This window comes from Halobacillus sp. Nhm2S1 (genome assembly GCF_019599545.1).
Taxonomy (GTDB): domain Bacteria; phylum Bacillota; class Bacilli; order Bacillales; family Halobacillaceae; genus Halobacillus.
Window position 1 is genome coordinate 569,624 of the sequence record NZ_JAIEZV010000001.1, and the last position, 12,792, is coordinate 582,415.

The 12,792-nt window shown below is 44.7% G+C and carries 15 protein-coding genes; 6 read left to right on the plus strand and 9 right to left on the minus strand.

Translation table 11 applies throughout. The features are described 5' to 3' along the window. Window positions 1-29 precede the first annotated feature (29 nt). Entirely contained in the window at window positions 30-2,432 is a 2,403-nt protein-coding gene (locus K2225_RS02890; RefSeq protein ID WP_220583388.1) for a heavy metal translocating P-type ATPase, read from the minus strand. Window positions 2,433-2,444: 12 nt separating this feature from the next. Beyond that, window positions 2,445-2,762, minus strand: coding sequence for a metal-sensing transcriptional repressor (locus tag K2225_RS02895; RefSeq protein WP_220583389.1), 318 nt, complete (start codon window positions 2,760-2,762; stop codon window positions 2,445-2,447). A gap of 152 nt (window positions 2,763-2,914) precedes the next feature. On the opposite strand from K2225_RS02895, the gene K2225_RS02900 reads away from it, so the two are divergent. Then, window positions 2,915-3,568, plus strand: a complete 654-nt coding sequence (locus K2225_RS02900; protein WP_255574135.1) for a DUF4396 domain-containing protein — start codon at window positions 2,915-2,917, stop codon at window positions 3,566-3,568. Between the two features lie 129 nt (window positions 3,569-3,697). Here the strand turns inward: K2225_RS02900 and K2225_RS02905 are convergent, their stop codons facing one another. Next, window positions 3,698-4,018 (minus strand): hypothetical protein, encoded by a 321-nt coding sequence (locus tag K2225_RS02905; RefSeq protein ID WP_220583391.1) that lies wholly within the window; start codon window positions 4,016-4,018, stop codon window positions 3,698-3,700. Window positions 4,019-4,316: 298 nt separating this feature from the next. Here K2225_RS02905 and K2225_RS02910 point away from each other — a divergent pair, with 298 nt between their 5' ends. Then, window positions 4,317-5,777, plus strand: coding sequence for a flavin monoamine oxidase family protein (locus K2225_RS02910; protein WP_255574136.1), 1,461 nt, complete (start codon window positions 4,317-4,319; stop codon window positions 5,775-5,777). A 101-nt stretch (window positions 5,778-5,878) separates the two neighbouring features. Here the strand turns inward: K2225_RS02910 and K2225_RS02915 are convergent, their stop codons facing one another. Beyond that, on the minus strand, window positions 5,879-6,073 hold the full coding sequence (locus K2225_RS02915) for a DUF2197 domain-containing protein (RefSeq protein WP_220583392.1): 195 nt from the start codon (window positions 6,071-6,073) through the stop codon (window positions 5,879-5,881). Window positions 6,074-6,087: 14 nt separating this feature from the next. Then, window positions 6,088-6,855 carry a 2,4-dienoyl-CoA reductase gene (gene fadH / locus K2225_RS02920; RefSeq protein ID WP_220583393.1) on the minus strand — a complete coding sequence of 256 codons (768 nt, stop codon included), beginning with the start codon at window positions 6,853-6,855 and terminating at the stop codon, window positions 6,088-6,090. 148 nt (window positions 6,856-7,003) lie between these two features. On the opposite strand from fadH, the gene K2225_RS02925 reads away from it, so the two are divergent. From K2225_RS02925 to K2225_RS02940, 4 genes are all read left to right on the plus strand, one after another. Beyond that, complete coding sequence (locus K2225_RS02925; protein ID WP_220583394.1) at window positions 7,004-7,861, plus strand: metallophosphoesterase; 858 nt, start codon at window positions 7,004-7,006, stop codon at window positions 7,859-7,861. Between the two features lie 102 nt (window positions 7,862-7,963). Then, window positions 7,964-8,524, plus strand: a complete 561-nt coding sequence (locus K2225_RS02930) for an SCO family protein (RefSeq protein WP_220583395.1) — start codon at window positions 7,964-7,966, stop codon at window positions 8,522-8,524. A gap of 62 nt (window positions 8,525-8,586) precedes the next feature. Further along, window positions 8,587-9,057 (plus strand): YkyB family protein, encoded by a 471-nt coding sequence (locus tag K2225_RS02935; protein ID WP_220583396.1) that lies wholly within the window; start codon window positions 8,587-8,589, stop codon window positions 9,055-9,057. 61 nt (window positions 9,058-9,118) lie between these two features. Next, the gene (locus tag K2225_RS02940) at window positions 9,119-9,328 is read left to right on the plus strand and encodes a hypothetical protein (RefSeq protein WP_146813253.1); all 210 of its coding nucleotides are present in this window, start codon (window positions 9,119-9,121) and stop codon (window positions 9,326-9,328) included. An 809-nt stretch (window positions 9,329-10,137) separates the two neighbouring features. Here the strand turns inward: K2225_RS02940 and K2225_RS02945 are convergent. From K2225_RS02945 to K2225_RS02960, 4 genes are all read right to left on the minus strand, one after another. Beyond that, on the minus strand, window positions 10,138-11,043 hold the full coding sequence (locus tag K2225_RS02945; RefSeq protein ID WP_220583397.1) for a chemotaxis protein: 906 nt from the start codon (window positions 11,041-11,043) through the stop codon (window positions 10,138-10,140). Between the two features lie 236 nt (window positions 11,044-11,279). Continuing rightward, complete coding sequence (locus K2225_RS02950) at window positions 11,280-11,480, minus strand: PLDc N-terminal domain-containing protein (RefSeq protein ID WP_220583398.1); 201 nt, start codon at window positions 11,478-11,480, stop codon at window positions 11,280-11,282. A gap of 63 nt (window positions 11,481-11,543) precedes the next feature. Continuing rightward, on the minus strand, window positions 11,544-11,951 hold the full coding sequence (locus K2225_RS02955) for an alkaline phosphatase family protein (protein ID WP_220583399.1): 408 nt from the start codon (window positions 11,949-11,951) through the stop codon (window positions 11,544-11,546). Between the two features lie 59 nt (window positions 11,952-12,010). Further along, window positions 12,011-12,715 (minus strand): DNA alkylation repair protein, encoded by a 705-nt coding sequence (locus tag K2225_RS02960; RefSeq protein ID WP_220583400.1) that lies wholly within the window; start codon window positions 12,713-12,715, stop codon window positions 12,011-12,013. Window positions 12,716-12,792 lie beyond the last annotated feature (77 nt).

Genomic DNA, 12,792 nt, shown 5'->3' on the forward strand with positions numbered 1-12,792 from the left:
TTCAACATCCTTTCATTATTATCGTGGGTTTATATTCTCGCCCGCTTCAAGCGTAGGGAGTTTGTGACAACGCTGACGGAACTGAAAGCCATCGCAGCGCCGGCCACCCATGGAGCGAGAAGTCCAATCGCAGCGACTGGAATACCGGCCGAGTTATACGCAAGTGCCCAGAAGAGATTTTGACGAATGTTACGCATCGTCTTTCTGCTTAAGCGGATCGCCTGACTCAAGTGAGCAAGGTCTCCACCGACAAGTGTAATGTCTGCTGTTTCAATCGCTACATCGGATCCGGTACCGATGGCGATGCCGATATCGGCAGTAGCAAGAGAAGGAGCATCATTGATGCCGTCTCCGACCATGGCCACTTTTTCTCCCTGTTTTTGCAGTTCTTTCACTTTTTGAGCTTTCTGCTCAGGAAGGACCTCTGCAAAGACTCCATCGATTCCGACTTCTTTGGCAATCGCTTCGGCGGTACGTTTATTATCTCCTGTAACCATATAGACGCTCAGACCGATCGCTTTCAAATCGGCAATCGCTTGTTTGGAGGTTTCCTTGACTGAATCTGCGACAGCGATGTAGCCTTTCAATTCACCTTCAACAGCGATGAACATCGCGGTTTTCCCTTGTTGTTCCAGTGTAACCAAGGACTCTTCATAAAAGCCATAATCGATGTTTTCCCGCTGCATTAATTTTCTTGTTCCGATATCGACCCGATTGTCGTCCACTACGGCTTTAATTCCGTGCCCAGGAATCGCTTCGAACTCAACAGCGGCTGCTTTCGTGACACCCTTCTCCTCTCCGTATTGGACAATCGCTTCTGCTAACGGATGTTCCGATGATTTTTCTGCAGCAACGACGAGTGGCAGTAACGTTTCCTCTTCCTCAAAAGCTACAAAATCAGTCACTTCCGGCTTTCCTTTTGTGACGGTACCTGTTTTGTCTAAAAGAATCGTCGTCAGTCGGTGGGTGCCCTCTAAATATTCACCGCCTTTAAACAAAATGCCCTGTTCCGCTCCTTTTCCTGTACCGACCATGATCGAGGTCGGTGTAGCCAGGCCAAGCGCACATGGACAAGCGATGACGAGCACCGCAATAGCAGCTTCCAAGGCCGGCGGCCATTCTCCCGGAGATACAAACAGAAACCACACAAGGAAAGTCAAAACAGCAATTCCGACGACGATCGGAACGAAAATTCCAGAAATTTGATCGGCGGTTCTTTGGATCGGTGCCTTCGATCCTTGCGCTTCTTCTACAATTTTGACAATGCCGGATAGAGCCGTATCTTTTCCTACCTTTTCTGCTTTCATTGTAATGGTTCCATTTTTGTTGATCGTTGAACCAATGACAGGTTCACCTTGTTGTTTATCGACAGGGATCGATTCTCCTGTGATCATCGATTCATCGACAGACGTAACGCCTGTGATAACCGTCCCGTCGACAGGGATTTTTTCTCCTGGCTTGACGAGGATGTCATCGCCGACCTGTACATCATCGACAGGAACTTTTTCTTCTTTTCCATCACGGATGACCGTCGCTTCTTTGGCCTGAAGATTCAACAATTTTGTCAGGGCTGCTGTCGTCCGGCCTTTGGCGAGCGCTTCAAAAAGTTTCCCTACGAGGATGAGGGTGATCAGGACGGCACTCGTTTCAAAATATAGTTCAGGCGTTATGGATGGATTCAACTGCCAGCGGATGGCTTCGACCAGGCTGTAAAAATAGGCAGCCGAAGTTCCCAAAGCTACAAGGACATCCATATTGGCACTTTTATTGGAGAGTGCCCGGTAGGCTCCTTTATAAAACTGGGCCCCGATATAAAATTGGACGGGGGTTGCGAGCAGGAATTGGAACCACGGGTTCATCAGCCACATCGGGACCGGAAGACCGATATCCCAAGGTAGATGGCCGACCATCGTGTACAAAAGAGGAAAGGATAGCAAAGCTGAAATCCAGAGTTTTCGTTTTTTCTCTTTGATTTCTTCTTCTTTCTGCTCTTTCTGTTTCTCCCGGTTCTGTTTCGTCACTGCATGATAGCCGAGCTTCTCCACTTTTCCAATAATGTCATCGACGCTCAGTGTATGGGGATCGTATTCGATGACACCCGCTTCTGTAGCTAAGTTGATGTTCGCCTCACTTATGCCACCTGTTCTAGACAATACTTTTTGTATCCTTGTTGAACAGGCAGAACAGGTCATCCCTTGGATATCGAGCTCGACACGCTCTTTTTGAACACCATAGCCAAGCTTTTCGATCTTTGCCTCTATATCCTCCGGCTGCACTTTGGACTCGTCATAAAGGACACTCGCCTTTTCCATGGCGAGGTTGACGTTGGCTTCAACACCCTCCATTTTGTTGAGTACTTTTTCAATTCTTGTGGAGCAGGCAGAGCATGTCATTCCAGTGACCCCGACGTTCATCTGTTTCTTATCTGCCATAGGTCTCCCTCCTTACTTGGAGAATTGCTGGACGACTTTCATCAATTCATCAATTGCTTCGTCCCCGTTCCCTTTTTGTATGGCATCTTTGACGCAATGATGCGTGTGACGCTCCAACAGGTTATATCCAACTTTATTCAAAGCATTATTGATTGCAGAAATTTGAACAAGAATGTCTACACAATACCGATCGTCTTCCACCATTTTCTGAATCCCACGGACTTGACCTTCGATTCGTTTCAAACGGTTTAATACTGCAAGCTTCTCATCCTGAGTCCTCGGTTTAGCTGGTTGTTTGCCGCTATCTTCCGGAAGATGATCCTCTGTCATGCCACCGCCTCCTTAATGAATAGTATATACCCGGTATAGGTATTATAGTCAATTGTTTCACCTTGGTAATCCTAAATTTTTTTGGTGTTTATCAATTTACTACCTTAGGGTATAGATATTTAAACTTTAAATGTATAGAGGTGATTGTTTTGTTGTCGACGATTTCTGTAATCGCTCTTGCGATTGGTCTTTTATGTTCCCTTATTATTACCATCGATGTTCTAAGGCACCCTCAAATGATGAAAATCATGAATGTCGTCTGGCCCATCAATGGATGGTTTATGGGGCCGGTTGCCTTATGGACCTATTTCAGATGGGGACGTTTAAAGAGTAAGGATAATGAAAAAGAGGATCATCGTGGCCGACCTGCGAAAGTGTTTGTTTCCACAAGTCACTGTTCAGCAGGATGCACCCTTGGTGATGCTGTTGGTGTACCGATTGTCGCTTTAACAGGCCTGACCATTGCCGGGTCCACATTATTTGCCCACTACACCGTTGAATTTATCCTGGCTTACTTATTCGGCATCCTTTTTCAGTTTTATGCCATTTTTCCAATGAATGAAGACCTTGGTAAAAAAGGAGCCGTATGGGCCGCGATCAAAGCCGACTCTTTATCGTTGATCGCTTTTGAAGTCGGGATGTTCGGATGGATGGCCATCGTGCACTTCGTCCTTTTCCAGGAGCCGCCGAAGCCGAACGAGGCGACGTATTGGTTCATGATGCAGATTGCAATGATCTTAGGCTTCCTTACCAGTTATCCTGCCAACTGGGTATTGGTGAGGAAAGGAATTAAAGAAGAAATGTAATAAGAGTAAAAACGGCTGAGGAAAATTTTCCTCAGCCGTTTTTTGTTCAGAAACCCAAGCCCATCGAAACGATCACCTATACAATTTTTCTGAATATGTAGGCGACGGGGTTGGAAAGCTTTTGATCTTTTATGGACCTTTGAAATCTTCTATTTGTGTGTCAGCAAAATAAAGACCTGTAACATACCAAAGAGTAACGAAGAAAACGATCCACACGTCTTTCCTTATTTCTCTCCAAATGATCCCGAACGATATTCTCGTGTGTCCCACATCCTCAACAGGCTTGAAAGGTATTCTCAGCAATAAACTCATTAAAAATAAGAAGAAGTTTTTCATGCCTTTGTGAGGGGAGATGATCGCGATCTTATAAAAGATATGAAAGACTAATGCCGAGATACAAAATAGATAAACCATTGTGGCAATGAAGGTATAAAAATTCACTTGAGCCACACTGTCTGCCTCCGGAAACATCCTACCCCTGCTTTCTATGTAAGAATACTCCATTCTATAAATCATCTTAACAGCAAGGCCCACAGTGACTATAGAGGTAATTCCCACCAGGCAAAGAGACACGTCCACTCTTTTTTATGAATGCATAGTATTTGAGTTTTTTACATCCTATAAAAAAGGGGAGTAACCCCATATCTTCCACTCTCTCCGCTCCCCCTGCAAGTCCTTAAGAGATTCTACAATCCTGGAATTTCCTTACTTCCCCCATCGTAAGATATACGATGAGGGGGAGGTTGAGATGAACATGCGAGTAGATATTCACAGTTACGGAGAACTAAGTTACCCCAAAGACATGCTTTCCATTATTCAAGATGGATTGCCTGCTCTGGATGGCCCACCGAAAAAAGTGGTCATCATCGGGGCCGGCATGGCCGGATTGGTTTCTGCTTCCCTATTGAAACAAGCGGGACATACGGTAAAGATCATCGAAGGCAATGATCGGGTCGGTGGAAGAATCTACACATTAAGAGAACCTTTTTCAGAAGGGCAGTATCTGGATGTCGGGGCTATGCGCTTCCCGAATATCCATGAGCTGACCTTTTCCTACATTCGCAAATTCGATTTGCCCATCAATGAATTCAATAACGAGAATGACCTCTATTACGTCAATGGCGTCCAGAGCACAACTACCACGTACAACCAAAACCCCAACGTTCTTAAATTCCCATTGGCTCCCGAAGAACAAGGGAAAACGGCAAAAGAATTGCTTTCCCTTGCTGTTCAACCCTACTTGGACTTGTATGAGAATGCCTCCCCCACTGAACAAGAGCGCTTAAGAAGAAAGTTTGACCGTTATTCATTTGAAGGATTTCTGAGATATAACCCTTTAGGGGTTTCCTTATCTGAGGGTGCGATAAGAAAAGTCAAAGTGTTGTTAGGAATTGAAGGTTTTCCTGAACTGTCCTTTGTCGATATCTTGTTGGATATTGTCCGGACCGTGTTTAATCCAGACCTCAAATTCTATGAAATCACGGGAGGAAATGATTTACTGCCTAAAGCTTTCCTTCCTGAATTAAGTCCCCACATCTTATACAAAAGGAAAGTACAGCAAATCTTTCAGGAAGAAGATGGAGTCAGAGTCGTCGCCATTAACCGGCACACGTATGAATACGAAAATTTCAAAGGAGATTATGTGATTGTCACCGTCCCGTATTCCGTCATGCAGTTCATTGATATCATTCCCTATGATTCCATCTCTTTTGAGAAGTGGAAAGCAATCAAAGAGTTGTCCTACGTTTCATCAGTGAAAATCGGACTTGAATTCAAATCAAGGTTTTGGGAGGAGTTGAAAATTGGGAATGTCTTAACAGATATTCCTTTAAGGTACACTTACTCCCCCAGCCCAGGACGTCAGGTGATGCTTGGAAGCTATAGCTGGGGAGCGAATGCCAATTTGTGGAACAGTTTGCCTGAGAGAGAAAGAATCAATGAGGCTCTTTATGGCTTATCAAAAGTTTATGGTAAGAGAGTGTACGAAGAATTTACGAAAGGTGCATCTTACAGTTGGAGTCAAAATGAATTCTCAGCCGGATGTTTTACTTTATTTGCTCCAAACCAAGCGACTGATTTTGCCGACCGTCTTTATACACCAGAAGGAGGGATCCATTTCGCCGGTGAACATACCTCCACGTTCCATGGATGGGTAGAAGGTGCGATCGAGTCTGCGATACGTGCTGCAAATGAAGTGAACAAAAGATGAAGTTAAATGTGGGAGTTTCATATAAAATGGGTTCCTGCCCAGATGCATTCTTCTGACTATGAAGCCTGTGGCAGGAACCCAATTCAAAATGCCAAGTCGTTCTATCTCAAAAACTTATCGTGTGAATCAATCATATCCGGATGGAGTCCGGTGCTTGTCTGCGCATCTTTTTGCATCGACTGATTACAAGATTTACATACATAGGACGCTTTAGGATTTTTACTGATTTTCATATATTGCGGATCTGAACGGTCTAAGTTGTACGTCTTTTTACAAAAGAAGCATTTCTTTTCCATACACTCTCCCCTTTTTAAAAAGGAAATTTGTTCAGCCACTGACCACCATCAAGGGTGACAACTTCTCCATTCATATAAGAGGCTTCTTCAGATAGAATGAATTTCGCCAAACCTGCGATTTCCTCCGGTTTCCCTAGGCGGCCAAGGGGGACGGATGCAAGGGTACGCTGGGCCGCTTTTTCCGATTGAAACAATTTCTCCGCACCACCGGTACGTTCGATCGGTCCAGGAGCGATGGCATTAGCACGAATGCCGTATTTCGTTCCCCATTCGACGGCGAGTGTACGTGTCATCGTGAGCACTCCTGACTTCGCAGAAGCGGAATGGATGACGCCTGCGCCTGCATTCCACGCGTAGGTAGCGACGATATTCAAAATCGATCCTTTGATCTCATTTTCAATCCAATACTTACCGACCGCCTGGCTGCAATAAAATGTTCCATTCAAGACAATGTTGATGACAGAATTCCATCCGTTTGGAGACAACTCTTCCGCAGGTGCAATGAAATTACCAGCGGCATTATTGACGAGATGATCGATTCTTCCGAAGGCCTCCACGGTTTCTTTCACCATTCGCTCGGTATCTTCGACTTCACGGACGTCCATTTGAACCGTTAGGACATGATCTTCTTTTCCTGCTGCAATCTGCTTTTTCGCTTCTTCCAGCCTTTCCACATTCCGACCGGTAATCGCGACCTTCGCTCCTTCTTCTACAAACCTTTTTGCCATATGCAGCCCCATTCCACTGGAACCACCTGTAACGATGACGACTTGATTTTCCATATGTACATACCTCCTCTTCTTGACTACTTAAGTAATTCAACAAGAACAAACTGAATACCTGTTCATTTTCAAAAGAAAGTATAAAAATTCGACGTAATCTTTCTTCCACCCATGTTATAATGGCGGAAGAATTCAGAGGAGAGACGTCATGAAAATAACCAGAAGAACCTTCATCAAACGTACATTAGCAAGTGCCGCCGCCTTGATCGGCCTCAATGCGTTCGGATATACGTATGCGCGTTACATGGAACCGAATATGCTCGCCATCCGCCGTCACGATATTGTACATGGGAAGATTCCCCCGCATTTTCATAATTTCAAAGTCCTCCAGTTTTCTGACACCCACGTTGGCTTTCATTATGAATTGGATGATTTGGAGCGTCTCGTTGAAAAGATCAATGAAGAAGAAGCAGACCTCATATTGTTTACGGGAGATCTTGTGGACGAACCACACACCTACTCGTTTCCACCCCGTCTGATCCGAATACTGAAACGGTTGGAAGCCAAGCAAGGGAAGTATTGGATCTATGGAAATCATGATCATGGCGGTTATGGAACGGAAAAAATCCGTGATGTCATGGAACAAAGTAATTTTAAACTTTTACAAAATGAGCATACTCTCATTGAAAATGGATCCGCCTCCTTCACACTTGCTGGTGTCGATGACATCATGCTCGGCCAACCTGATTTAGAACAGACACTCGAAAATGCCCCCGAGGATTCTTTTACCTTACTAATGGTTCATGAGCCTGATGTAGCGCTTGAATATCAGCATTACCCCGTGGATGTCCAATTGTCCGGGCACAGCCATGGCGGGCAGGTGCAGGTCCCTTTTTTTGGTTACCTTGTCACACCTCCGTTTGCTGAGCATTTCGTCGAAGGACACTATCCATTAGTGAACGGCTTCAATCTATATGTGAGCCGTGGCATCGGTACGACAAGACTGCCTTACCGATTCTTGTGCCGTCCTGAATTCTCGGTGTTCCAATTAAAATCAACCCCATAAACCAAAGGGAACTCTTACAGTTTTGTGACAGATAAAAAACAAGCCTGGCCTTTTGCTTTTGGAGTGATACACTAAAGACAATTTAGAAAGTTGGAGGATCTCATGAAACTAAGATTTTGGATCAGCATCATCATTCTCGTATCCATCACAGCGGCCTGCGGGTCAAAGGATGTCGGAGAATTATCAGCTATCAATCAACATGGAAAAGAGATCGCTGTGCCACAAGCCTACGTGGGAGATTACTGGGTAGCGGATTTCATTTTCACCAACTGCGAAACCGTCTGTCCTCCGATGACAGGGAATATGGCCCGGCTGCAGACACAATTAGAACAGGAAAATTTAGACGTTCAACTTGTCTCGGTCAGTGTAGACCCTGCGAACGACACGGAGGAAAAATTACTTTCTTTTGCCGATAATTATCAGCCGAATTATGAGCAGTGGGACTTCCTTACAGGTTATTCTTTTCAGGAAGTGAAAGAATGGTCCATCAAATCATTCCAATCGCCCGTCAAGAAAATGGAAGATTCGGACCAGGTCGCTCACGGAACGAGTTTTTTCCTCGTCGATCCTGACGGAAACATTGCAGAAACTTACAGTGGGACGAAAGCTGAATCAGTAGAGAAAATCGTCGAAGATCTAAAAAAATATAAAAAAGAATCCTAATATTGTAAAATGTTGTAAATAGACAAAAAGAGAGCTATACTTGGATGGAAAGGAGATCATAGATGAAAGACAATCAAATATCCAACCGCGAATTAGCCGAATCTCTATTCATCGTCAACCGGCATGCCAAAACAGCACCAGAACCGAGGCATCTGTATGACATTAAGAAGCATACGATTGACAAACTCCTAAATGAAAACCGCGCCAAAAAGGTCGGACTCCATTTCTCCGACCATCCGAAATTCAGCCAGCAGCACTCGACCCTCCTCATCGAAATTGGTGGTTACTATTTCCATGTTCCTGCGACAAAAAAAGACTTTCAAGAATTGGAGCATTTAGGAAAAGTCGACCAGTCCTACCGGAACCCGAAACCCAAATTATCACTGTCGAGAGCCAAACGAACGCTTTATCATTACTTGGATTGGCAGCAGCCGAAAAAGCCTGCGTATTCTTTCCAGACGAGTTCTCAACCGAGTATGCTCGGCCAGCCGACAGGCAGCCCTTGGAACCAGCGCCGAAGAAAGCGCCCGTAACCCTTTTCGAGGTTTCATTTCTTATTAAATAAGGAATGGACAGGTAGAGGAGGATGATAGAATGCCAGTAAGTGAAGTCGAAGATTTTTTATATCATTTAAAGAAGTATATGGAATACACAACCGAAATGCGTGCTTCCTACGAACACCTTTCCGATCATCACAAAAATATCGTCGTGGAGTCATCACCGACAAAAGCTGGACCGGAAACGTTGTCCAAGCATGCCTATGACTGGCACGATGAATTGTTCGAACGATTAAAGAAGGAATAAAAAAATCCGCCACGGAGCGGATTTTTTTATTCCTTCTTTTTTATACCTGGTATTCAATAATAGGCCACAAAAGCTCCCTATTGTGGCAGACTCAGTTTCTAGATGTTTGTGTGAGTTTTGGGGCTCCGGGAAAAGGTTCGCTTTCCATGGGGCGGGGCGGTGAGCCTCCTCGGACTTCGTCCTGTGGGGCCTCACCTATCCCACACGTCCCATAGGAGTCTCACCGTTCCCCTCCCCCCCATTACCTAATAAGTCTCTCGAAACCACTTTCGGATTAAGCTTCTTTTATACACATGTTAACTGGAAAAGAATCTCCTTTTATGAAAGCTATGCCGTATGCGGAAAGCTTGTTATAGAGCGTTCTATGCTTATAACACCAGGCTAGAGAAAAGACCCCTCCCACAATGATTGGTTTGCTTGCTATATTGTGAGTCAGGGGTGGGTGGGAATCTTCCGGTTTCTCTAATGAAAAGCATAAAATGCTCTGTCTCAAGATTTCATGGGTCAAATACTTAGGCATGGGCGTTTTTTACGTTCACCCCCAACAAGCTGAATAGCTGATTATTCAGGAAATGGTTTCGAGACACTGATAAAAAGGGGCGGAGGGGAATGGTGAGACTCCTGCGGGAAAAGAGTGCTAGGTGAGACCCCGCAAGGCATCAGCCTGAGGAGGCTCATCGCGCTCCCCGGAAAGCGAGCTATTCCCCGCAGCCCCCGCCCACTCAACAAAAATCTCGAAACTGAATCTCCAACAATCCTGCCATTTCCTTTATAAAAAGAACAGACATTCATTAAGAGCACCTGCTTTTTCAGAGGATGTGATGATCGATGATTTTTACGAGTTCGACGATTTCCGGTTTGGAAACTTGAGCATCGGCTCCTACGATTTCTCCTTTATGACGAAGGTCGTCCGTGATCAGTGAGGAGAAGATGACAACAGGGAGTTTACTCAAATCGCTATGATCCTTTATTAAACGAGTAAAGTGGTGGCCGTCCATTCGCGGCATTTCAATATCAGTGATAATCAACTGATATTCCTCTTGGATCGTTTTCCCTTCTTCCAATAAATCTTCCAAATGTTCGAAGGCTTCTTTTCCATCCTCAAAGGAAATCGTATGTTCATAACCTGCTTCACTCAACGTTTCCTGAAGCATAGCCCGAAGCATGCCGGAATCTTCAGCGATCAGGATTTTCTTTTGTGAGCGGTCCCTTTGGCCAAGTTCACGCAGCTGCTCAGCGTTAATACTGGATTCAGGATTAATATCCGCCACGACTTTTTCAAAATCAAGCAGAAGCAGCATGTCGTTATCCATTTTGATGACTCCGGTGATTTGCGTTTCAAGTCCCTGGTACATCTTATTCGGCTTCTCAATTTGTTCCCAGGAGATCCGGTGAATCTGTGTCACGGTATGTACGTGGAAGACGATTTTGGTCTTATTAAACTCTGCCAGAATAAACTTATCCTGCTTCGGGTTTTCTGAAGGTGAAAACCCTAGAGCATGGGCTACATCCACGACAGGGACGACTTCCCCCCGGATTTCGATGATCCCTTCCACCGATTTATGGGAATGGGGGATTTTTGTTACACGTTGAGGGTTCAGAATTTCTTTTACTTTTATAACGTTGATTCCGAAACGGTTATGGCCGATCCCAAACTCAACGATTTCTAATTCATTCGTTCCACTTTCGAGTAAAATGCCTTGATCCTGCTTCATGAAGCATCGTCCTTCCTTTGATAGAATCCACTTTTTATATCGTCTATCAGCCGTTAAATGTAAAGCCGTTGCCCTCGAATACTAGAACAAGTCTTTCATTTCTTTAGGAAATCAAAAGAAGTCTCGAGTCATTCCTCTCCGCCCCGTCCACTCAAAAACATCTGGAAATCGATTCTTAAAGAATCCTGCTTTAAAAACGAAGGGCATAAAAAAAGAGCGGGAGACCCGCTCTTTTTTTAATCGTTTCTTATAATGAGATATACAATCAGCCCGACTAGGGGGAAGAATAATGTACCGATAAGGACGACGAGACTGTAGGCTGTACTTCTGCCTTTGCGGACAGAATCCCGATACGCCCATACACTCGTGATGATATTCAATACCAACAACCCGATTCCGAAGATCAGGAAAGTTAGAAATAAGATGCCGATTTCCATGGTGTTCCTCCTCTATTCCCGTTTCTAACTTATTCTACGATTTAGAAAAGAGAAGGTTTCAAATCAGGCCGCTTTTCTTTTGCTTCTTTTCGATAAGCGAGTGTAGAGCTTACGCATCCATCTTATGGTTACATACACCACACCGAAGCTGCTGATGGCAAGAAGGCAGACAGACCAGTAGGAAGCGGGCAGTGTTGAGGTCGTATCCGACATAGCATAACGATCGACAAGCTGAAGAAATACCAGGGCTAGAAGAGTGCTTGTGACATAACTTGATAAGGTCTTCCAATGATTCAGCATCATCCATTCGATGATTGGTTTGACGACCCACATGAGGGAGAGCATGAAAAGAAAGACGAGTGAGAATTGAACATACTCAGGCTTCAGCCCGAAAACATCCAATAGATCGTGATCAAGCCAGCTTATGGTCTCATCTAAAAACGAAGGATCGAACCAATCCATAATATTCATCTTCTACCGCTCCTTGTTCTTTTTTTACCATTATGAACAAGGAGAGTAAGGAATAAACTTCATACCTTTAAAAGCTGTGGATGTTTGCTTTTCAGCCACTTTAACCCTTCCCGGCGGCTCAACGGACGGACTTCCTCCCTCTCCAGAAAATCCACAACTGCACGCGGATCGGTTTTGCTGTATTCGCGAAGGGCCCATCCGATGGCTTTTTCAATAAAAAATTCTTTTTCATGCTTGAGGGCATCTATCGTTTCGAAAAGGAGGGGCGCATCTGTTTTTTCTTTATATTTCAGCTGATGCAGAACACTCGAACGTCTGACCCATAGGTGATCGGACTCTCTCCACTCTTCTGTGCAGGGGCGCAGCTTGTCTTCGTACTGAAGAAAATATCCGCCGCACAACGTAGATGCGATCATATCGACCGTGTCCCACCACGGTTTCGTCATAAGCAATTGTTTGTATGTATCAATGCTGTGTTCTGGAGCTTTTTTGATGCCTTTTTCAAGAAAAGCGAGAGCAGCGTAGTGACATTCTCTCTCCGACTTTTCAAAAAGCAGCACCGCCGCTTCCAGGCGCTCGTCTTCCGTGATATCTTTGTATTCTTTCAGCAAAGGTGCGAGGATGCGTTTCCGATCAGGGGCCTTAATTCCGAAAAAAGGAAAATGATTCTTCATGTAATTCTCCATAGGAATTCGTTGGTCTTCATCTCTATGTTTTTCTAATGCGGTCGTCATATTCTCACAGAATTCAGCAGCTCTGTCCATTTATTCTCCTCCGTTTCTTTTAAAAGGCGTAGGCGGCAATGCCCGTTGTGCCCATACCAAGGAAGCCATGGAAAAGA

What these genes read in the sequence shown, in the direction of transcription:
- K2225_RS02890 (WP_220583388.1), bottom strand. Translation starts at nt 2,432, where the DNA reads ATGGCAGATAAGAAACAGATGAACGTCGGGGTCACTGGAATGACATGC.
- K2225_RS02895 (WP_220583389.1), bottom strand. Translation starts at nt 2,762, where the DNA reads ATGACAGAGGATCATCTTCCGGAAGATAGCGGCAAACAACCAGCTAAA.
- K2225_RS02910 (WP_255574136.1), top strand. Translation starts at nt 4,317, where the DNA reads ATGAACATGCGAGTAGATATTCACAGTTACGGAGAACTAAGTTACCCC.
- K2225_RS02915 (WP_220583392.1), bottom strand. Translation starts at nt 6,073, where the DNA reads ATGGAAAAGAAATGCTTCTTTTGTAAAAAGACGTACAACTTAGACCGT.
- fadH (WP_220583393.1), bottom strand. Translation starts at nt 6,855, where the DNA reads ATGGAAAATCAAGTCGTCATCGTTACAGGTGGTTCCAGTGGAATGGGG.
- K2225_RS02925 (WP_220583394.1), top strand. Translation starts at nt 7,004, where the DNA reads ATGAAAATAACCAGAAGAACCTTCATCAAACGTACATTAGCAAGTGCC.
- K2225_RS02930 (WP_220583395.1), top strand. Translation starts at nt 7,964, where the DNA reads ATGAAACTAAGATTTTGGATCAGCATCATCATTCTCGTATCCATCACA.
- K2225_RS02935 (WP_220583396.1), top strand. Translation starts at nt 8,587, where the DNA reads ATGAAAGACAATCAAATATCCAACCGCGAATTAGCCGAATCTCTATTC.
- K2225_RS02940 (WP_146813253.1), top strand. Translation starts at nt 9,119, where the DNA reads ATGCCAGTAAGTGAAGTCGAAGATTTTTTATATCATTTAAAGAAGTAT.
- K2225_RS02945 (WP_220583397.1), bottom strand. Translation starts at nt 11,043, where the DNA reads ATGAAGCAGGATCAAGGCATTTTACTCGAAAGTGGAACGAATGAATTA.
- K2225_RS02950 (WP_220583398.1), bottom strand. Translation starts at nt 11,480, where the DNA reads ATGGAAATCGGCATCTTATTTCTAACTTTCCTGATCTTCGGAATCGGG.
- K2225_RS02955 (WP_220583399.1), bottom strand. Translation starts at nt 11,951, where the DNA reads ATGAATATTATGGATTGGTTCGATCCTTCGTTTTTAGATGAGACCATA.
- K2225_RS02960 (WP_220583400.1), bottom strand. Translation starts at nt 12,715, where the DNA reads ATGGACAGAGCTGCTGAATTCTGTGAGAATATGACGACCGCATTAGAA.